Source organism: Methanobacterium veterum (assembly GCF_000745485.1).
In the GTDB taxonomy this organism is placed as follows: domain Archaea; phylum Methanobacteriota; class Methanobacteria; order Methanobacteriales; family Methanobacteriaceae; genus Methanobacterium_D; species Methanobacterium_D veterum.
Genome location: NZ_JQJK01000015.1, coordinates 1 through 18,952, shown reverse-complemented (window position 1 = coordinate 18,952; position 18,952 = coordinate 1). Strand labels below are relative to the sequence as shown.

The 18,952-nt window shown below is 31.9% G+C and carries 21 protein-coding genes; 17 read left to right on the top strand and 4 right to left on the bottom strand.

What is annotated here, in order from left to right; genetic code table 11:
• Nucleotides 1–8 precede the first annotated feature (8 nt).
• The 4 genes from EJ01_RS07350 to EJ01_RS07335 form a co-directional block, all read right to left on the bottom strand.
• Nucleotides 9–818, bottom strand: a complete 810-nt coding sequence (locus EJ01_RS07350; RefSeq protein WP_048082064.1) for a CRISPR-associated protein Cas4 — start codon at nt 816–818, stop codon at nt 9–11.
• 233 nt (nt 819–1,051) lie between these two features.
• Entirely contained in the window at nt 1,052–1,321 is a 270-nt protein-coding gene (locus EJ01_RS07345; RefSeq protein WP_048082063.1) for a hypothetical protein, read from the bottom strand.
• A gap of 131 nt (nt 1,322–1,452) precedes the next feature.
• Complete coding sequence (locus tag EJ01_RS07340) at nt 1,453–2,742, bottom strand: homoserine dehydrogenase (protein WP_048082062.1); 1,290 nt, start codon at nt 2,740–2,742, stop codon at nt 1,453–1,455.
• Between the two features lie 163 nt (nt 2,743–2,905).
• A complete protein-coding gene (locus EJ01_RS07335) occupies nt 2,906–3,928 on the bottom strand; it encodes a DNA polymerase subunit beta (protein WP_048082061.1) in 1,023 nt (340 codons plus the stop codon).
• Between the two features lie 447 nt (nt 3,929–4,375).
• Here EJ01_RS07335 and EJ01_RS17970 point away from each other — a divergent pair, with 447 nt between their 5' ends.
• From EJ01_RS17970 to EJ01_RS16470, 17 genes are all read left to right on the top strand, one after another.
• Complete coding sequence (locus EJ01_RS17970; RefSeq protein ID WP_269221174.1) at nt 4,376–4,504, top strand: hypothetical protein; 129 nt, start codon at nt 4,376–4,378, stop codon at nt 4,502–4,504.
• 57 nt (nt 4,505–4,561) lie between these two features.
• Nucleotides 4,562–5,914: a radical SAM/SPASM domain-containing protein gene (locus EJ01_RS07330; protein WP_048082060.1), complete on the top strand. Its 1,353-nt coding sequence runs from the start codon at nt 4,562–4,564 to the stop codon at nt 5,912–5,914.
• Nucleotides 5,886–6,812, top strand: a complete 927-nt coding sequence (locus EJ01_RS07325; RefSeq protein ID WP_048192867.1) for an ABC transporter ATP-binding protein — start codon at nt 5,886–5,888, stop codon at nt 6,810–6,812. The genes EJ01_RS07330 and EJ01_RS07325 overlap by 29 nt, the downstream gene beginning before the upstream one ends.
• Before the next feature lie 4 nt (nt 6,813–6,816).
• Nucleotides 6,817–7,563 (top strand): hypothetical protein, encoded by a 747-nt coding sequence (locus tag EJ01_RS07320; protein WP_048082058.1) that lies wholly within the window; start codon nt 6,817–6,819, stop codon nt 7,561–7,563.
• A gap of 33 nt (nt 7,564–7,596) precedes the next feature.
• Entirely contained in the window at nt 7,597–8,502 is a 906-nt protein-coding gene (locus EJ01_RS16945) for a CPBP family intramembrane glutamic endopeptidase (RefSeq protein WP_048082057.1), read from the top strand.
• Between the two features lie 187 nt (nt 8,503–8,689).
• Entirely contained in the window at nt 8,690–9,070 is a 381-nt protein-coding gene (locus tag EJ01_RS07310; protein ID WP_048082056.1) for a PPC domain-containing DNA-binding protein, read from the top strand.
• Between the two features lie 37 nt (nt 9,071–9,107).
• The gene (locus tag EJ01_RS07305; protein ID WP_048082055.1) at nt 9,108–9,680 is read left to right on the top strand and encodes a DUF366 family protein; all 573 of its coding nucleotides are present in this window, start codon (nt 9,108–9,110) and stop codon (nt 9,678–9,680) included.
• 112 nt (nt 9,681–9,792) lie between these two features.
• Nucleotides 9,793–10,275, top strand: a complete 483-nt coding sequence (locus tag EJ01_RS07300) for a 6-carboxytetrahydropterin synthase (protein WP_048082054.1) — start codon at nt 9,793–9,795, stop codon at nt 10,273–10,275.
• A 26-nt stretch (nt 10,276–10,301) separates the two neighbouring features.
• Nucleotides 10,302–11,003: a 7-carboxy-7-deazaguanine synthase QueE gene (locus EJ01_RS07295; RefSeq protein WP_048082053.1), complete on the top strand. Its 702-nt coding sequence runs from the start codon at nt 10,302–10,304 to the stop codon at nt 11,001–11,003.
• Between the two features lie 11 nt (nt 11,004–11,014).
• Nucleotides 11,015–11,590: a CBS domain-containing protein gene (locus tag EJ01_RS07290; RefSeq protein ID WP_048082052.1), complete on the top strand. Its 576-nt coding sequence runs from the start codon at nt 11,015–11,017 to the stop codon at nt 11,588–11,590.
• Complete coding sequence (locus EJ01_RS07285; RefSeq protein WP_048082051.1) at nt 11,587–12,399, top strand: CBS domain-containing protein; 813 nt, start codon at nt 11,587–11,589, stop codon at nt 12,397–12,399. Before EJ01_RS07290 ends, EJ01_RS07285 begins: the two co-directional genes overlap by 4 nt.
• Nucleotides 12,400–12,484: 85 nt before the next feature.
• Entirely contained in the window at nt 12,485–13,426 is a 942-nt protein-coding gene (locus tag EJ01_RS07280; RefSeq protein ID WP_048082050.1) for a CBS domain-containing protein, read from the top strand.
• A gap of 49 nt (nt 13,427–13,475) precedes the next feature.
• Nucleotides 13,476–14,318, top strand: a complete 843-nt coding sequence (locus EJ01_RS07275; protein WP_048082049.1) for a CBS domain-containing protein — start codon at nt 13,476–13,478, stop codon at nt 14,316–14,318.
• A 45-nt stretch (nt 14,319–14,363) separates the two neighbouring features.
• The gene (locus EJ01_RS07270; protein ID WP_048082048.1) at nt 14,364–15,188 is read left to right on the top strand and encodes a CBS domain-containing protein; all 825 of its coding nucleotides are present in this window, start codon (nt 14,364–14,366) and stop codon (nt 15,186–15,188) included.
• A 39-nt stretch (nt 15,189–15,227) separates the two neighbouring features.
• Nucleotides 15,228–16,442 carry an RNA ligase gene (locus EJ01_RS07265; protein ID WP_084689173.1) on the top strand — a complete coding sequence of 405 codons (1,215 nt, stop codon included), beginning with the start codon at nt 15,228–15,230 and terminating at the stop codon, nt 16,440–16,442.
• Nucleotides 16,443–16,913: 471 nt separating this feature from the next.
• Entirely contained in the window at nt 16,914–17,939 is a 1,026-nt protein-coding gene (locus tag EJ01_RS07260; protein WP_052375954.1) for a hypothetical protein, read from the top strand.
• A 72-nt stretch (nt 17,940–18,011) separates the two neighbouring features.
• Nucleotides 18,012–18,407, top strand: coding sequence for a hypothetical protein (locus tag EJ01_RS16470; protein WP_052375952.1), 396 nt, complete (start codon nt 18,012–18,014; stop codon nt 18,405–18,407).
• The last annotated feature ends 545 nt before the right edge of the window (nt 18,408–18,952 follow it).

Here is an 18,952-nt window from a genome sequence, read left to right as displayed (position 1 = left end):
TTTTAAAATCAACCATAATACTCACAAATATCCACATATTCACATTTTTCGCATTTATTCTTATTTAACTTGAATTCTGGAATTTCCTGCTTTTCAAACATGGTGAGCATATCATCCAACACTCCAAAAAGCTTATTATGCAAAACTGAATTAACAACAACCGGCCGCCGTTCACATATCTTAATATAATCAACAAAACCAACCAGCACTTCCTTATTAAGTTCATAATCCATAAGAACAGCGCAAGCTGCAACTTGAAGTGCATCTGCTAACCAGACACCTTTAGATGGGGGCATTCCAGTTTTAACTTCCACAGGGTAATAAACACCATTTACTACTTCAATTTTGTCAATTTTTCCCCTTAAATTAAGTTCTTCATTTTTTAAGGAAAACTCTAAAAGGGACTGCGGGAAAAACATTTCTGCAATTTCATTACCCCGTTTAGAGGTGGTGTTTAAAATCTTTTTAATTTTTAAAGATAAAAATTGAGATTCTAATTTTAGATCATCCTCTAAATCTCCACATATATTTTTTAAAGTTGAATGATCCATTTCATAGTTATTAGAGTACTTCTTTGAGACCTTTTCGATAAACAGAGGGACTTCTTTAAAGATGGTACTAAAAATATATTCCAGTTCAATATTCTCTTTTATACGCCACATGTTTTGCTTTGTAATCTCTTCATAACCCCTTCTAATCTCATGTACCAGTTTTCCATGTATCATTTCACGCGTTTGAATATTGTTCTTTTTGGTATGGTTTAAAAATGCTTTTACGGGACAGTATACAAATTCTGATATTGAAGAAACTCTGATCATTTAAAACACCGAAAAATCTCTTTTTAAGCACGATTTCATATTAATTTTTATAAAACTCATATAAATAATATAAGATATACAAAAATTTGTATGATATGACTCATTACACACCAAATAGCACTTAAAAGATTATATCAAAAAATTTTAAACACCAATTAAAAATCAAACAAATTTTACAGCTTCATGACTATTTAAAAAGGATTAATATGGCATAAATAAGTTAAAAAGAGCAGTTATTTAATTTCACGTATAGCTTCATGATAAAATTCAGTAAATTCATTGATATGTCTTGATATATATCTAATATCATCTTCTTCGCCATTTAGAGGGTTTAATTTTAAAACTATAAATAGATTTAATCTCCCTTTGTCCACAACATGTGCTTCTTCTTTATAGGTTGCCAATTTAGCTTCTATTTCATCTTTCCAATCTTTAGGTGAAACCAGGTCTGCAAAATTGAGTTCAAATCCGTCTTCTCCAAATGATCCAACAAATTCTAACATGGTAATATCTTATGATATTCCCTATTCTTATATTTTTATCATTTATGATTTAACGCAGTTACTTAATAATAATAAAAATAATATTAAAAAATTTTGTTATTTCAAATTAAATTGTAAAAAAATGAATACATTTAGTCTTCCAAAACCCGGATAAAGAGGGTATCTTCTTTGACTAAATCAAGCTCATCAATTTCTTTAACGGCGCTTCTAATATTTTTTTCAAGTGCCTCATGAGTCACCATGAAAATTGGAACTTCTCCACCTTCATTTTTCCTTCTCTGATTTACAGATTCTAAGCTGATATCATACCTGCTTAATATACCAGATATTGTATGTAAAACTCCTGGTTTGTCAAGTACAGTAAGGCGCAGGTAATATTTGGAACAGATATCTTCAATATTTTTTATTTCCATGACTTCTGTGTCTTTTGGACCGTATATGTTAGGCCGTTCCATATTTTCCATAATATCAAGACAGTCACCAACTACAGCACTTGCTGTTGGCATCATTCCCGCACCAGGCCCATATAACATAACTGGCCCAACTATATCTCCAACCAGATATACACCATTGAAAACACCATTTACAGATGCAAGAAGATGATCTGCAGAAATTAAAGTCGGGTGCACCCTTACTTCAAGCTTTCCCTCTTCAATCCTTGCAATTGCAAGGAGCTTTATAGAGTATCCCAGTTCATTTTTGATGAATTCAATATCTTCCTGTTTGATTTTACTTATACCTTCAACATGGAATTTATCTTGCTCAACATATGTTCCAAAACCTAAAATGGTAAGTATAATCAATTTTTGAGCAGTGTCATGCCCTTCAATATCAAAAGTGGGATCCTGTTCTGCATAACCCTTATCTTGAGCTTCTTTTAACACTTCATCAAAATCAAGGCCTTCTTCAGTCATTTTAGTTAAAATATAGTTTGCAGTCCCGTTTATGATACCATAAATAGATTTAATGTGGTTTGCTGCAAGCCTTTCATTTAATGGTTCAAGTAGAGGAATACCTCCCCCAACGCTGGCCTCAAAGCAAATCCGGACGTTATTGTCATTTGCAGTTTTTAAGATTTCTTCCCAGTGTTTTGCAAGTAAAGCTTTGTTTGCTGTGACCACGTGTTTTCCATGATTCATAGCTTTTAAAATGAATGTCTTTGCAGGTTCGTAGCCCCCGATAAGTTCTATTACTATATCTATTTCTGGATCTTCCAGAATATCATTGATATCAGTTGATAAAACATTTTTATCTACTGCTACGCCCCTATCCGTTTCAATATCCAGATCTACGATTCTTTTAAGCTTTATTTTTGCACCTACTTTTTGCTCCATAAGGTTCAGGTTCCGGTTGAAAGTTTCTACAACTCCTGCTCCAATTGTTCCAAACCCAATGAGCCCAACATTATAAATATCCTTCATCAAACGCCTCCCTATCAAGATAAAAATTTTAATTTTTTAAAATGATTGTAAAAGATATCAATTGTTATAATTTGACAGTTTTAAATCTTTTCTCCAAAGCAAAATCAAATTTGAAAGTTTAAGTAACTAAGCTCTATCCTTCAACTGTTAAAAATTTTGATTTTTAACGCGACAAAATCGGAGATTTTGTCAGTTTGATGTATTCATCTAAAGCTTCTCTAGTTGTGCCAACTACAAGCCTATACCTCACATTTTTATCAGTAACTTTTTCTAATTTACCCTTTGCAATTATTTCTTCACCCTCTTTTGCCTGTCCAGAATAAGTATGAGTAAATGAGGCAATTTCAGTTATATCAGCATCAGAACCTTCTAAAATGTTAACATCTTCAATTTTGTAAGTAGCGGGGTTATCAAATGCTGCTATGGCATCAGATACCTTACATTCTATCTTTACAGTGCCCAAAGATTCGTATTTTTCTTCCCCATATTTTCCTGTTATTTCATCCCAGTCACGAGTGGAAAGAATATCAAAAAGAGTACCGTCGATTACGCCTCTATTATTTTTACGTTTTTCATACCACTTGAACTCTTCATAGCTTAATGTGTCATCTTTTATTCTCTTTTCGTATAAGTGCTCCCAGTATTTGTCACTTATACTCTTCAAATCACTCTTGTCTTTAATTTCTCCAAAGGTATCCATTGCCTTCCTGTGGTTTTTAAGTCCGTAAAATACAAAATCTATATCAGAAACGGCTGGATCATATAAACCCGGCAAAATTGAACCAGAAACCCCCATTTTTGAATAAGGAATACCCGCCTGATCATGGAAGATACCCGCCAATTTAACAACCTTTTTAAGCAGTTCATCATTATCTGAGTTATTTAATATTTCATTTAAACGTTCTTCTGGTTTTAATATTTTTTCAACATTATTTAATGGGACGCCCATCATCTTAAGACTGTCATCAGGCCCAAAAAGATATTCCGGATATTTACCCCCTAAAAAATCGTAAGCCTGTTTAGAGTCCACTTTAGAATATTTCTGGCCATTCTTAGACCTGTTACCATTAGGATCAGGGACATATCTCAAAAATGAAAGAATCCTGTCTTCTGGATGCAGATAAGAAGTTGTGGCAAAGAATAAATTGTCTTTAGTGTATATGAAATCTCTTGTTCTGGCTCTCATAAGTTTATTTAGTTAATTAAAACATTATAAATATAACCACGTTATCTAGAAAAAATAATTAATTAAAACATCTATTTTAAATTTTGTCTATAAAATTCTTTAAATTAAGTATTTAGCTTTATTCATATTATTAACACGCCAATTATTATATCGGCACTATTTTTTGAATAATTCAGCCTTTACAATGATTTTCAGTTGTTTCTGAATTTAATAAAGAGTATACCTCACATATTAATAAATTCTATCTTTAAAATACTTTTTTGAAAATAAATGAACTAAGTCTTAATAATTTTCAATGCATGTTCAAAACTGGTAATTAGTACAATTTTGATTTTATGTATCTATTTTTATTTTAAATCGTATAATAATAACTAAATTTAGTACTATAATAACGTTTATATGTTTGATTACAATATTAATCATAAATAATAAAAGAGGTGATAAATAATGCAACCTGAAACAATTGGAACACAATCTATGTGTTTAACTTGTTTAGTTTGTAGATTCTGCCCAACATGGCAATACAAAGTACCATTAGGCGTAATTGCTGTTGTAGCTAAAAGCAGTTACCACTAATATTATAAATTTTAGTTTTTTGGGATGAAAGTATCCATTATTTAATAGAGGCAGAATATGAATAAAATATTTCCTACATTGAAAAAGGATTATGCATTACATTTGGGGCCAAAGCAGAGTTTTATTTACCCATTTGCATTTGGAAGTAATAATACTGTTTATTTAATAAATACAGATGCTGCAAAAATACTTGAAACATGTAATGGCAATATAAGTTTAGATGAAATTGTTAAAAAATTTGTTAATAATCCTAATGACTATGCTTTTTTGTTTAAAACATTCAAATTGTATTTAGAGAATTCCAGTTTTGTTGAACTATTCGACCAACCTACATCAACTAATTTTAGAGTAACTGGAAACTGGAATTTTCCAACACCTACTCACGTTTCAATTGAGCTTACTTACCACTGTAATTTTTCATGCAAACACTGCTATTCTGAAAGTAGCCCAAATAAAGAGCAATTATGGGATAAAAAAAAGCTATTTGAAGTTATAACAGATTTAGCACGTTCTGGGATCCGAATAATTGAATTAACTGGCGGTGAACCTTTAACTCATCCGGATTTTCTTTCAATATTAAAACTTTGTTCACAGTTTTTCCCATTAATAGGAGTCAATACAAATGGATATTTATTGAATAAAGATCACATTAAACCATTCTCTAAACTCAAAAATAGATTATTTTTTCAAATAAGTCTAGAAGGAGATAACCCAAGATACGTTGATACTTTTTGTGATAAACAAGGGGCATTTGAGAATTCCAAAAGAGCAATTCAAATTTTAAGTAAAGAAGGGTTTATCACCAGGGCTGCTATGACAGTGACACCTCAAAACCTAAATCAAGTTCGAAACACTGCCAAATTAGCTAAAACGCTAGGAGCGACAAAATTTATAATAGCAACAGTAGTTCCCATGGGACGTGGCCAATCAAATGATTTAATCTTTTCTTCAGGAAAACTTTCAGAATTACTTAATGAAGCAGATATGCTTAAAAAAGAATTTGGAGATTTTGTATTTGATGCTCCCGAAGCTCTTACTAAACAAATACATGAAGATGAACACTTAAATTGCGGAGCAGGTAGCAGATCAATATGTATTACTCCTAATGGCAATGTAAAAATGTGTCCAATGTCCAATCCAAATGATCTATATTTAGGTAATGTTTACAGTGAAGATTTAAATACAATATTCTCAAGGAGCTTACCACTAATTATGCCCGAAGTGGAAGATCCTAGACCAGAAATATGCGGCTTATGTGAAAATATCGATTATTGTGGACACTGTCTAGCTCGAGGAATACAAAAATATCATGAAATAGGAAACTCTTGCCCATGGGGAAAAACCAAGAAAGTATCTTCAATGTTGAAGGAGGCTCAAAAGATTGTCAGACACAGTTATGAGCTTGAATAATGTCCATAAGATTTATGGGGACTTCAAAGCCCTAAATGGAATTTCACTCAAAGTCAAGAAGGGACAGATATTTGGATATCTTGGCCCTAATGGTTCAGGGAAAACTACCACTATAAAACTAATTTTAGGTCTTATTAAACCATCTTCAGGAGATGTCAGAGTATTAGAACAAAATCCATACATTAATAACAATAATGTAATGCAGATGAGAAATCTCGTGGGGGCCATGCTAGAAATAGATGGACTATATGAAAAATTAACAGGGCTACAGAATATCCTTTTTTGGGCCAACCTGCACAATATGAATAATCAAAGAGCAAGAAAATCTGCAAACGAGGTAATTGGCGCTATGAACCTATCTAAATGGGCTAATGTCCAAGTTGAAAAATATTCACATGGTATGCGCAAAAGGTTAGCTTTTGCAAGAGCTTTAGTATCCGATCCTCAAATTTTAATATTAGATGAACCAACTTCTGGAGTTGATCCAGAATCACGGTATTTAATTAGAGAAATGATGAAAGAGTTAGCACAAAATGATAAAACTATCTTTTTTTCTTCTCACGACTTAGATGAAGTGCAAAAAACCTGCTCAAACATTGCCATATTAAATAAAGGAGAAGTGATCTCATATGGTGCTTTGAATGATATTCTTAGCACATTTGGAGCACGTAAACTGCAGGTACGTCTGATATCTGTAGAAGATACCCAAATATTCGCCAAAAAATTGCAAAATTTTGGATATAATATTAAAATAGATGGCCAGGTAATTTCTTTTTATCCAAAAAAAGACTTGAACATTTTTGAAATAATAAATCCTCAAAAAATAGTTGATACTTGGAAATCTGAATCTTCCCTTGAAGAAGCTTATTTAAATTTGGTTGCAGATAATAACAGGTGAAAAAATGAATCTACAATTAATAACAATTATCTTAAAGGAAATAACTGAAGTTTTAGAGCGTAAAAATTATTGGGGAGGATTAATTGTATATTCTGTCTTTTTTTCATGCATAGGAGTTTATCTTTTTTATTCTATTATTAATCAATCACCAATTCAAGACTCAAATGTTATAAAAAACTTTGGTTTAGAAATATTTTTGATCATATTACCTGCATTTGCAATGTGGTTGTTTAATGAACAATTTGTTAAAGAGAAATTTGCTGATGAAAAATTGTTTAGAAAATTTGAAACAATATTAACCACCCCTGTTAAATTAACTACTGTTTGGGCAGGCAAAATAGTTGCAATTTTTTTACTTAGTTATCCTTTAGCTATACTCACTATACTTACTTTTTCTTTGATATGGATGATTTTAGGCGACTCAAGTTCAATTCTCATTCCATCAACAGCCTCATGGGTAATGATAATCTTTGTTGCTCCGATCACTCCCATAATTTATGTAGCATTCACAGGTTGGGCTATTTTAAGATTCGTTAGTTGGCAAAGAATAATGGAATTGCTATTTTTCATAGCAATTGCAGCATTCATAGGCATATTCTTTATATCACGCAGCTTTTTGACGCCCACAACCACAGAACCTATAACCAATTGGTGGACAGTAATTTTTAGCATTACAGTATCCATTGTATTATTTACATTAATCTTTTATTTGATGTCACATCTTGATAAAGAAAGAATTATGTTCAACTAGAACTATGAAAAAATATAATATAAAGGCAATAATATGTACCAAAAATCATTTTTAAATAACGTATATGAAGGTAAGAATAACTGGTGGCGGTATTTAATCGTATTTATCTCTTTACCATTAATAACAATCATATTAACTTTAATTTTTATATTTATTATAAATTTTAATTTTGATATAATTTCAAATCAGTTATTTACATTTGTATTGTTAATTATCAGTTCTACAGTTTCATTTTTAGTTTTTTATGTTTTAATAAGATTTATTCATCACAAAAAACTCATATCGTTTATCAGCACATATTCCAAAATAAATTGGATAAAAATTATAAAAGGTGCGATTCTTTGGTTGTTAATTCTATGTATTTTTACCACTTTGTCATTACTCTTGTATCCAACAACATATAATCTATCTTTTGATTTAAATGCATTTGGAAACTTGTTAATCTTAAGTTTAATTGCATTTATTATACGAGCTTCTTTTGAAGAAATATTTTTTCGTGGATATTTAATGCAAGGAATGAAATTGCTGTCAAAAAAACCAATTGTAGCCCTTTTAGTTACATCAATTTTATTTGGGATTTTTCATTTTTTTAATACAAATAATATAAATATGGGCATTTGTCTAGTTTTGGATTCATTTATTTTCGGAATGATGGTAGGTATAATAACTTTAAGAGAAAATAGAATTGAAACAGCGGTAGGTGTTCATATTTCAAATAATGTATTTACAACAGCTATAATCAACACTCCTACTGCAAGTTTTGGTAATTTACCATCCATATTTACAGCTCAATTAAATCCATATATAGGTTTATTAATGACTGTTATGACATCTTTAACTTTAATAATGATTTTATTTTGGAATAGGAAGGAAACTTTTTACAATATTTTCCATATAGAACAAAAAGGCATTATTAACAAAGTTAAACCCAAAAATTAGTAAATATACTTTCATTTTTGCCGTAGATACAAGATTATAATTTTTTTTCTAAGTCATATATTAAATATAATTATAATTTCTAAAATGAAATAGTGTAAATACTTTCGATAGTCTATTTATAAATAATAAATACTTCGAATATTTTTCAATGAATTTAGAAATTAACTGAATTAATACAATTTAAGCTATGATAATCTCAAGACTAAAACCTCAAGAAAACCTTAAAAAAGGCATTATTAACATATCCAAGCAGAATAGAATCAAATCAGGTATTATAATCTGCATGGTCGGCAGTTTAAATTCAGCCACATTAAGAATGGCAAATGGTAATTATAAGACATTTGAAGGGCCATTTGAGATTGTATCAGCTGAAGGTACCATTTCAGCAGACGGCGTCCATGTACACATATCAATTTCAAATGCAGAAGGTCATGTATTTGGAGGCCATTTAGGTGACGGCTGCATAATCAATACCACTGCAGAAATTGGTATCTTAAAATCAGATAAAATTTTTAGAAGAGTATTTGACCCAGAAACAGGTTATAAAGAGTTAATTATTGATGATTAAACATAATGATGATTATAATAAAAGATAAAGTGAAATCATGAAATATAAAAAGTTAGAAGAAGGATTAATTTATGATGGTAGCCCCATTCAACCATTTTGGGCGTTTACAGAACATAAAGTTAAAGGATCCAGTATTGTAGCATGGATAGGACCCCTAAATATAGAACCAGAAGAACTCATAGACTATGAAGATGTGGGCCTTGAAATAAAAGCTGACAAAATGATGCACTTTATAGTAGAACATTTTGACCGCCAGCCTGCAGACCTGAAGACATGTTACCACAGACAGAGGATACTTGTAATGATAGTTAAAGATATTTTAAGTGAATTAGGTATTAATACAACCCGTGAAGGTGATGACATCTATTTTGAAAACAAAAAACTCAGTATTTCCATAGCAACATGCTCCAACAGCAGCATGAAAATACATTTCGGGATGAATGTTATAAATAAAGGTACTCCTAATGATGTAAAAACCATAGGGCTTTACGAATGCCTGGAAGACATGGATGATAAAAAAATAGATGGCATAATTGATAAAATATGCGAAAGTTATATTAATGAAATTGAATCTATTGAAGAAGATATCACAAAAACCAGAGTATTTTAACCAATACATTTAATGCTCTTAAACTATAAAATTAAATTTGTAATCTAGTATTTAATGAAATAAATAATTATAAAGTAATATTACTTAATTTAAAGTATTACGAGGATATATAATGAAAATAGAGATAAATGGAATACACGCTAACTTAAGATTCTCATCAGCACACATGATCCCTTTACACGAATCATGCGGCGGAATACACGGACATTCTTACATCGTCGATCTAACTGTGGAAGGAGAAAGAAGTGGAGAATTCGGATTTGTGGTTGATTTTAAACAGGCAAAAAAAATTGTGAGAGAGATTTGCTCAAAATTTGATCATAAGGTTTTAATTCCATGCAACAGCGATGTTATTGAATTTACACATAAAGATGACAAATCTGTAGAATTTAAAATAGGTGAAAAAGAATACAAACTTCCTCTGGAAGATTGTTGCCTTTTAGAACTCAAATCAACCTCTGCAGAAGATCTGGCGGAATACTTTGCCGAAGAAACATTTAAATACTTAAAGGCATCAAATAATAGTGTCTCAAGTGTTCAAATTTGTGTAAACGAAGGCATTGGACAAGGTGCCTACTTCCAAACATGTGAATGACTGCATAACTAATGTGGTGACCATAAATGAAAGCCCATATAAATGAGATTTTCTCAAGCATTCAGGGTGAAGGCAAACTAATTGGAAGAAGGCAAATTTTTGTAAGATTTTCTGGATGTAATCTTCACTGTAATTACTGTGATACCCCCCAAGGCTTAGATCCTACAAGTGGATCCTCTTTTTCAGAAGAACAACTTTTTAATTCTGTAACTAATTTAATGACTCCTGATTTTCATTCTATTTCTTTAACAGGCGGAGAGCCATTACTGCATGCAGACTTTATAAGATCATTTTTAGAAAAATATGATTTTGACTGCCTGCTTGAAACCAATGGTTCATTACCAAATGAAATGGAGAAAATAGCAGAGTTAATTAAATATGCTTCTTTAGATATTAAATTACCGGAGCATCGTTCAACTTCTAATTGGGATAACCTATTTAAAGATGAATTAAAATCACTAAATCTATTAATAGATAATAAAACAAATATATATTGTAAGATAGTTATACTGCCCTCTACAAAAGTTGATGCAATAGAACTGATAGCTTCAAAGATACTTGATGAAATTTCAGATGCTTCCAAGTTATCAATGGTTATTCAACCTGCATATCCACTCAATTACTGGATAGCGAACAATGCAAAGTTATTTGAATTCTCTGAAGTGGTAGGAAACTATTTAGATGTATTAACAATACCTCAAGTTCATAAACTTCTGAAAGTACGTTAAGGTGTTTAAAAATGGAAATGGAAACAAAAGTCACAGTAAATGATGCAATGACATCAAATGTAGTCACCGTAAGCTCCGAAAACAGCGCTGCAGATGCTGCCTATTTAATGAGCCAAAATGAAGTGGGTTGTTTAATAGTAAAAAACAACAACGAACCAGAAGGAATAGTTACAGAAACAGATATCATCAACAAAGTTGTTGCTCATGATATCAAAGCCAGTGAGATATCCGTCGATGCAATAATGACCAAAAACCTTATAAAAATCGATCCTGGAAGAGAATTAAATGAAGCTGCTCGATTTATGTCAAAAATGAATATTAGGCGGTTAGCTGTGGTAAAAGAAGGAGTTCTTAAAGGCATATTAACTGCAAAAGACATAATGGCCGTTTCTCCAGAACTGACTGAAATTCTTGTTGAAAATGCAAGAATGGAAAATCAAAAAAATCAAATAGGTCATGAAAATATAAATCCGCCTGTACCTGGAGTTTGTGAGGCATGTGGAAACTTTATGGATGATTTAGACGAAATTGATGGAAAATTTGTCTGTGAAGACTGTAAAGAAGATTTAGAAGGTGATTTAATTTGAACAATGTTGGAGATGTTATGACACCTAATCCTGTCACAGTTTCTGTAAATACGAGTGTAACTAAGGTTAGATCTATATTAAGAGATGAAAGCTTTAGATGTGTTCCTGTAGTTTCTGGAAAGCATTTAGAAGGAACAATAACTCGTGGAGACATGATGCGCATCTCTGCAACAAAATCAAATATTGAAGCCCGCGGGATTATGGAACACCCCAAGGTCATTACAACACCAGAAGTAGATATTAACGAAATTGGAAAACAAATAATAAATGCAGATATTATTCAGGCACCTGTTGTTAAATCAGAAGATGATATGACTGTTGTAGGAATGGTAAGTGTAGCTGATATTCTTGAGAATTTAGTAGATAGAGAAGTAAAGCCTAAAAAGCGGAATGTAGGCGAATCAACAACACGAAACGTTGTTACATGCAACTATGATGATCCTTTATCAAAAGTATGGGATAAAATGGACGATACCGGATATTCTGGACTCCCCGTACTTAAAAAGAAAAAAATAATAGGCATGATAACCAGAAAAGATATTATAAATTCTGGCCATGTAAGACTTTCCAAAGAGGGAGGAGTTAAAAAGCCTACAAAGGTAGAAAGTGTTATGAAAACCCCCCCATTAGTCATCACCGAAGATAAGGACATTAAAGAGGCTGCAAAATTGATGATTAAATATAATATTGGAAGATTACCTGTAGTTGATCATCCAGTGCACATTAAAAAAGAACCCGAAAGAGTAAGAGAAGCAGAACTTGTTGGAATAATAACAAGGGAAGATGTTTTGGGGTCGTATATAAATTGATTTTAAAATATTATTTACATGACTTAAATAATTCAAATTTATTTTTAGAGATTACTTCAGGTTTAGTTTCATATGAGGTGTACTCATGAGAAGAAAAGAACTAATAAATATAGTAAAATCTAGAGAAAGAGCTCCATTGGAGTTTGAAACCCATATAACAGAACACGAAGGCGATATTATGAGCATCGCCAAAAGAGAAGTAGTAACAGTACCTCAAAGTGCTACAATCAAAGAATCCGCAGAAATAATGGTAAAAAACAAATTTAGAAGGCTCCCAATTACAGACCCAGGGACCGGAAAAATCCGTGGAATTGTGACAGCCATGGACATACTTGACTTTTTAGGTGGTGGAGACAAGTATCAAATTTTAGAAAAAAAACACGACGGTAATTTTTTATCCGCCATAAATGATCCTGTAAGAGAAATTATGACAAGTAATGTAGAGGTTTTAAGTCATAAAAGTTCCATTGGTGATGCAGTTTCAAAAATGCTGAAAAAAGAAGTCGGTGCATTCCCAATAATAGATTCAGATGAAAAAATTGTAGGAATAATCTCTGAAAGAGATTTTGTATTTCTCCTCTCAGGAGTCTTAACTGATGAAATTGTGGAAGATTTCATGACAACATCACTTATAACAACTACTCCTGGAACCCGAATTGAAGGGGCATCTAAAATTATGGTTAGAAATAAACTTAGAAGGATCCCTGTAATTGGAGAAGAACGAAAAACACCTCACCCTGAAAATGATAAGCTTGTTGGAATTGTTACTTCAACAGATATCTTAAAATTCTTAGGTAATAATACTGCATTTGAAAAATTAGTCACAAATGATGCTGAAGAAATCCTGAATACCACGCTTTCAGACATTATGATTAATGACGTGGTCACCACCAATTCCCAAACACGATTAGGCGAAATATGTAGTATAATGGAGACTAAAGGTATTGGAGGGCTCCCCGTAGTTAGAAATAGCGATTTAATTGGTATAATAACAGAAAGCGATATTTTAAGGGTAATAAGCGGATGAAATTCTCGCTGCATTATAAATACAGGATTAATAGCTTCATGGTGGTAAAATGTTAGTAAAAGATGTAATGAATGACGAAGTATTTTTAATTCATGAAACTGAACAGGTAGCCCACGCAAGGAAAATTATGCTAAAACACGGAGTTAGCAGAGTCATAGTTACAGACCGAGATGATAATCCAATTGGAATTGTTACAGAAAAAGATTTAACACGTAAATTAAGAGGAAATGGCCCTACATGGAAAAGGAGGCCCATAGATACAATATCCATCAGAAGAGTTATGAGCAATGGCCTTATAACAATAGATGCCGACAGCGACCTGAAAGAAGCTGTTGAAACTATGCTGAGGGATAAAATAAGTTCAGTTCCAGTTGTAGATGATGAAGGTTTAGCAGGAATTATTACAAAAACGGACCTCATGAAATTTTATGCATCCAAATTCCATAACAAGTGGAAAGTTTCAGATCTTATGACCAAAGATGTAGTAACTGTAAATCAAAACCATACTATAACTCACGTCATAAGCGTTATGAATGAAAATAACATAGATGGACTTGTTGTAATGTTTGATAATGAAATTGCAGGTATTATAACTCCATCCAATATCTCCTTTGCTGAGGTAAATGATCCCGATACAGGAGTAAGTGTTGAAAGGGTCTACTTTGTAAGACAGGGAGTAGAAGGGGAAGAAAAAAGAAAAGCTAGAGACCTATCCATGTTAACTGCAGAAGATATAATGACCGAAGATGTTGTTAAAATCAGCAAAGATATAGATGCATCAGAGGCTGCCCAATTGATGTGTAACAACTATATAAGTCATCTTCCTGTTGTTGAAGACGATTCTCTTGTTGGAATAATTACAAAAACAGATATTATTAAAGGAATTCAGTAAAAAAGCTTAAATTTGGTTATATATTTGTAAAGCGGAGTGAATAGTATGCACATAAAAGATATAATGAGTTCCAAAGTTGTTGTAGTAGATAAAGATCAGAACCTTAATGATGCATTAAAACTCATGAAAAAACATAAAATTTCACGGCTGCCTGTCATAAACACCAACAACGACCATGAAAGAGAATTAGTAGGAATTATAACTGAAAAAGATATTGCATTACGGCTTGGTTCATCCAGATATGGTAATATGCCCCCTTCACATTTCCATGTATCCACAGTTATGACTCCAGATCCTATAACTTTAAATGCGGCTGAAAATCTGGGAAAAGCTGCCAAAATAATGATTGAAAACAAAATTGGCGGAATACCCATTGTAGAGGACGGAGAAATCATAGGTATCATTACAAAAACTGACTTCATTAAAACATGCCAGGGAATACCTTATAATAAGACTTACATAAAAGACAGGATGCAAACTGATGTAATGACTGTAAATCCAGGAGATAGGCTGGTTCATGCAAGAAGAATATTAATTGATGAGGATATTGGAAGGCTACCCGTAATGAACGGCGATGAAATTGAAGGAATTCTAACTGCTAAAGACATAGCAGATTCAATGATATCCTTTAGAAAAATTGTCCCTGACAAGTATCAGGCTGCAAGGATAAGAAATCTCATTGTAGAAGATATAATGACTCAGAATGTAAGGACAATCAACGAAGAAAAAACAATAGCTGATGCTTCAACCTTTATGATAGATGAAGACTTCAGCGGAGTACCTGTTACAAGCGACACCGGAGAAATTACAGGTATGATCACTAAAACCGACCTTATGAACTTCATTGCAGAATTAGAGGAGGTTTACTGAATTTTACCCGAAGTCAAATGCCCCAGCTGCAATAAAAATATGAACATAGATTGGAGGAGGAATAACTCCCTCACCCACTTTTTTTTTCATTGTTCTACCTGTGATCTAGAATCTAAAGTTGTTATAGAAAATTTTTTAGATAAAAAACTTCACGAGATCCTGCACGTGAAAGCAGAGAAACTAGATCATGCAATTAAAACAGGCATTATTAAATTTTTTGAATTCCATGGATTTCCCGCCATGCAGTTTAAAAAAGACGTTGGCGTAATGGAAACAGGAACTGTAATTTATTTTAGGAATAAAATCGAAGTAATAAGAGGCTTTCCCAAAATAAGAAGAACATTAATGCTTTCACCAACTCTTAAAAATCATTTCAAGGATAAAATCGCTCTTGAAGAAAAAATGAATGGATACAACGTACGTATAGCATCAATAGGCGACGAAATAATTGCTATAACAAGGCGGGGGTATGTATGCCCATATACTACAAAAAAAGCGTTAGAAATTATGGACTTAAAAGATTTCTTTAACGACAATCCAGATCTAGTTATATGTGGAGAAATGCTTGGTACTGAAAATCCATACGTGGCCCATTATTACGAAGAAGTTGGAGATATAGGGTTTAGAGTATTTGATATACGCAAAAAAGTCTCAAATGAGCCAATGTCCATTAAAGAAAAAACAGAATTACTTGAAAAGTATGGTTTACCTATTGTACGGCTTATTGGAATATATGAAGTTAATGAGGCACTATCTATCATTAAAAAAGTGATTAAAGAAATAGGAAGTGTCGGCAGAGAGGGAATTGTAATTAAAGACCCTTCTATGGAAATTCCGCCCTTAAAATATACTTCTTCAGAGGCACATGACGATGAACTCCGTTATGCATTCACCTATCCATTTGACTTTGGAAGAGATTTTTTCTTTAGTAGAGTGATAAGAGAAGGTTTTCAGGCATTTGAAATGAAAGAAAACAAAGAAGAACTTGAAAAAAGAGCACATAGGCTTGGAGAAGCAATTTTATACCCAATGATAGATACAATTAAAAATGTGGCCTCTGGAAATACTGCAGGTGAAAATTTAATAATTGATGTAGCTAACGCTGAAGAGGCTGAAGATTTTCTGCATTATCTTCATGATCTTGGAGTATTTGCAGTTCTGATTAAATTTGAAGGTAATAAAGCCGTAATAAGGAAAATACATCAATCTACAACAGATAAAATTACCAACTATATAAATGGAGGTCTTTACTGAATTCAGTTCCATCAAACACTTTAAAAGCTTAAATTTAATCTCATAATTGTCATTTTAATATAAACTAAAGCCAGTGTTTAATTTAAGGCTCTATAAACCACTAATTTTGAAACTAAAACATATTTTACATTTTTTATCACAGACTAATTAACCCTATTTTTGATAAATCAGGATAAAAATTAGTTTTTAACGATTTGTGCCTATGCACGTTTAATATTTTTATTATACATATATCAAATTAAAAAAGGCATTATTTCTTACATAATATCAAAATTAGATTTTAAATCTACTTTTTCAGCGCTAAAGACCCATTTTACAATTTTGACTTATAAAAAACCCATTATTATTTAAATTAGTAATAATAAAGTTAATTAAAATAATAAATGACTGATATTTTCGAGAAACATCTCACCCATTAGGTCAGAATATATCAAATTTTTGGTTAAATTTATTTAAATTAGGTCGTATTATATGAAAAGCAAGATTATAAATTTTATTATTGGAATACTATCCCTCTTATTACTATTTTCAATAATAGCATCTGATTTATCAACCCAAATAGAAGAATCTAAATTACAGAATATAGTTGATTTAAATAAAGTTTCTAAATTAAATTCCACAAATGAAAATGCAGAACTTGGCTCAAATGATACCTTCAATGATACTGGATGTTGTTCCGTTTTAGTTCATGTAAGGCCAGGCCGTGATGTACTTTCCTACAGAAGAGATTCAGTTAATTTTGCAAATATACTGATTGATAAAATAAATTTCAACGGTCAAACTGCAATTAAAGAGTATAAAACCCAACGAGGATATTTCACCCATACCATAATTACTCAAAATGGATGGATAATTGGTATTGGAGGAAAAGATGACCCTGATACAACTAAACGCCTAGAGCAACTTGCAAGTGATATAATTTCAAAGGGTTATATTGAAAAGGGAGATATGAACATGGCAAATACCATTATAGAACGAAATGGATGGGGACATTTCCTAATAAAATCACCTGATGACAGTGTGGGAATAACTGCATGTGATTACAGGGTTCATAAAAGCATAATCAAACTATTCAAAATGAAAAATGGAGATTACATCAAAGTACCCAATAACCCCAGATATTACGGCAAAGGTAAATTCAACAGGTTCAGCAGTGATCCCGGCAAGGCAGCAATAAAAATAATAGGTAATGATATCTATGGACAATCTCGTCGAGACGTCATTACTTACGATTATAATTCTGCAAAAATCAATATTTGGGCTTCTTTCGATGGAGGAGCATTTTTAGGAGGTCCCAGAGGAAATCCAGATGACATTCAATACATGGGAACTAAAATAAATGGTAATGACTTACCAGTGATTCCAGGCAAAAGATTCCTTGGAGAAGAGGATTTAAACATTAAGCCCAATATTAATTCAGTATTCAGTAATCAAAAGATAGCTTCTTCACTTAACAACATTAATGTAAAGGATTCTTTAGCTCAATTTAACGTTTAATTCATTTATTTTATAATTTTTTAAATTTTAAGCAAGCCTCATACTCACTTTGTAAGTTTGGAGGCAGCGTGGATGGGCAAATACAAACTTTTAGTATTTATAATCTGTTTTAGCATTATTGGAATAGCCGGAACCTTATATGTATTAACTAATATCAGTAACTCCAACAGTACAGTTATTGGTTCAGATAATAGAGGTTATGTTACAAAAGAGGTTTATGCATCAAATAACCCAAATCAACCTAAAATAGCCGTAATTACAGGCATACATCCCCGTGAAAAAATAGCAATATCCCCCATAGAATCTTTAATCAAAAATTATGCATCAAAACATGACATCGAAATAACCGACTACATCATACATGTTTTAGACAATCCAGATAAATTTACCGCAGAAAAAATAACGGTAAATGGCTTGCAGCACAGTATATCATCCCAAATATTAAAAAATCAGATTATAAACTTGTAATTATCTTCCACGCCCACGGGCAGGGTTATGGAGATGGTTTTTATATTGCAACACCATCTAGGGATAACAGATCAGTAGCACTCGCCAAAAATGTTAAAAAAACGCTGCCTTCATTTAATTATTATCAGTCCCCAAAAATACACCATATAAAGCGGCCTCCGTAATACGAGTTTCAAATCCTATTGCAAATGAAGGTTACCCCACACTTGTCTATGAAATTCCAGAACAAAATACCACTGAAAATGCTACTGAAATGACAAACTCCTTGATTCATGTACCAATAATTTAAATGCATGATAAACGTTTATTGCCTTGATTATATTAAATAAGAAGTACAAATATATCAAAAATATTCTTTTATATCCTATTCGCATAATTTGTGTATCTATTTTTAAACCCTATAAAAGTAAAAAAAATGGACTATTTTTATTTAAATATAATGACCACACAAATCAAAGTATCACATAGATACTGTAAATTATAAAAAAATAATTTCCAATTTTCACTAAAAAAAAGTGAAAATCCTGTAAATTAATAAAAAAAAA

Bases quoted from the DNA above. Each gene is read 5' to 3' on its own strand.
- EJ01_RS07335 (WP_048082061.1), bottom strand. From the start codon at position 3,928: ATGAGAGCCAGAACAAGAGATTTCATATACACTAAAGACAATTTATTC.
- EJ01_RS16470 (WP_052375952.1), top strand. From the start codon at position 18,012: ATGGGCAAATACAAACTTTTAGTATTTATAATCTGTTTTAGCATTATT.
- EJ01_RS07280 (WP_048082050.1), top strand. From the start codon at position 12,485: ATGAGAAGAAAAGAACTAATAAATATAGTAAAATCTAGAGAAAGAGCT.
- EJ01_RS07305 (WP_048082055.1), top strand. From the start codon at position 9,108: ATGAAATATAAAAAGTTAGAAGAAGGATTAATTTATGATGGTAGCCCC.
- EJ01_RS07260 (WP_052375954.1), top strand. From the start codon at position 16,914: ATGAAAAGCAAGATTATAAATTTTATTATTGGAATACTATCCCTCTTA.
- EJ01_RS07345 (WP_048082063.1), bottom strand. From the start codon at position 1,321: ATGTTAGAATTTGTTGGATCATTTGGAGAAGACGGATTTGAACTCAAT.
- EJ01_RS07265 (WP_084689173.1), top strand. From the start codon at position 15,228: ATGAACATAGATTGGAGGAGGAATAACTCCCTCACCCACTTTTTTTTT.
- EJ01_RS07320 (WP_048082058.1), top strand. From the start codon at position 6,817: ATGAATCTACAATTAATAACAATTATCTTAAAGGAAATAACTGAAGTT.
- EJ01_RS07310 (WP_048082056.1), top strand. From the start codon at position 8,690: ATGATAATCTCAAGACTAAAACCTCAAGAAAACCTTAAAAAAGGCATT.
- EJ01_RS07300 (WP_048082054.1), top strand. From the start codon at position 9,793: ATGAAAATAGAGATAAATGGAATACACGCTAACTTAAGATTCTCATCA.
- EJ01_RS16945 (WP_048082057.1), top strand. From the start codon at position 7,597: ATGTACCAAAAATCATTTTTAAATAACGTATATGAAGGTAAGAATAAC.
- EJ01_RS07350 (WP_048082064.1), bottom strand. From the start codon at position 818: ATGATCAGAGTTTCTTCAATATCAGAATTTGTATACTGTCCCGTAAAA.
- EJ01_RS07330 (WP_048082060.1), top strand. From the start codon at position 4,562: ATGAATAAAATATTTCCTACATTGAAAAAGGATTATGCATTACATTTG.
- EJ01_RS07290 (WP_048082052.1), top strand. From the start codon at position 11,015: ATGGAAATGGAAACAAAAGTCACAGTAAATGATGCAATGACATCAAAT.
- EJ01_RS17970 (WP_269221174.1), top strand. From the start codon at position 4,376: ATGCAACCTGAAACAATTGGAACACAATCTATGTGTTTAACTTGTTTA.
- EJ01_RS07270 (WP_048082048.1), top strand. From the start codon at position 14,364: ATGCACATAAAAGATATAATGAGTTCCAAAGTTGTTGTAGTAGATAAA.
- EJ01_RS07275 (WP_048082049.1), top strand. From the start codon at position 13,476: ATGTTAGTAAAAGATGTAATGAATGACGAAGTATTTTTAATTCATGAA.
- EJ01_RS07340 (WP_048082062.1), bottom strand. From the start codon at position 2,742: ATGAAGGATATTTATAATGTTGGGCTCATTGGGTTTGGAACAATTGGA.
- EJ01_RS07295 (WP_048082053.1), top strand. From the start codon at position 10,302: ATGAAAGCCCATATAAATGAGATTTTCTCAAGCATTCAGGGTGAAGGC.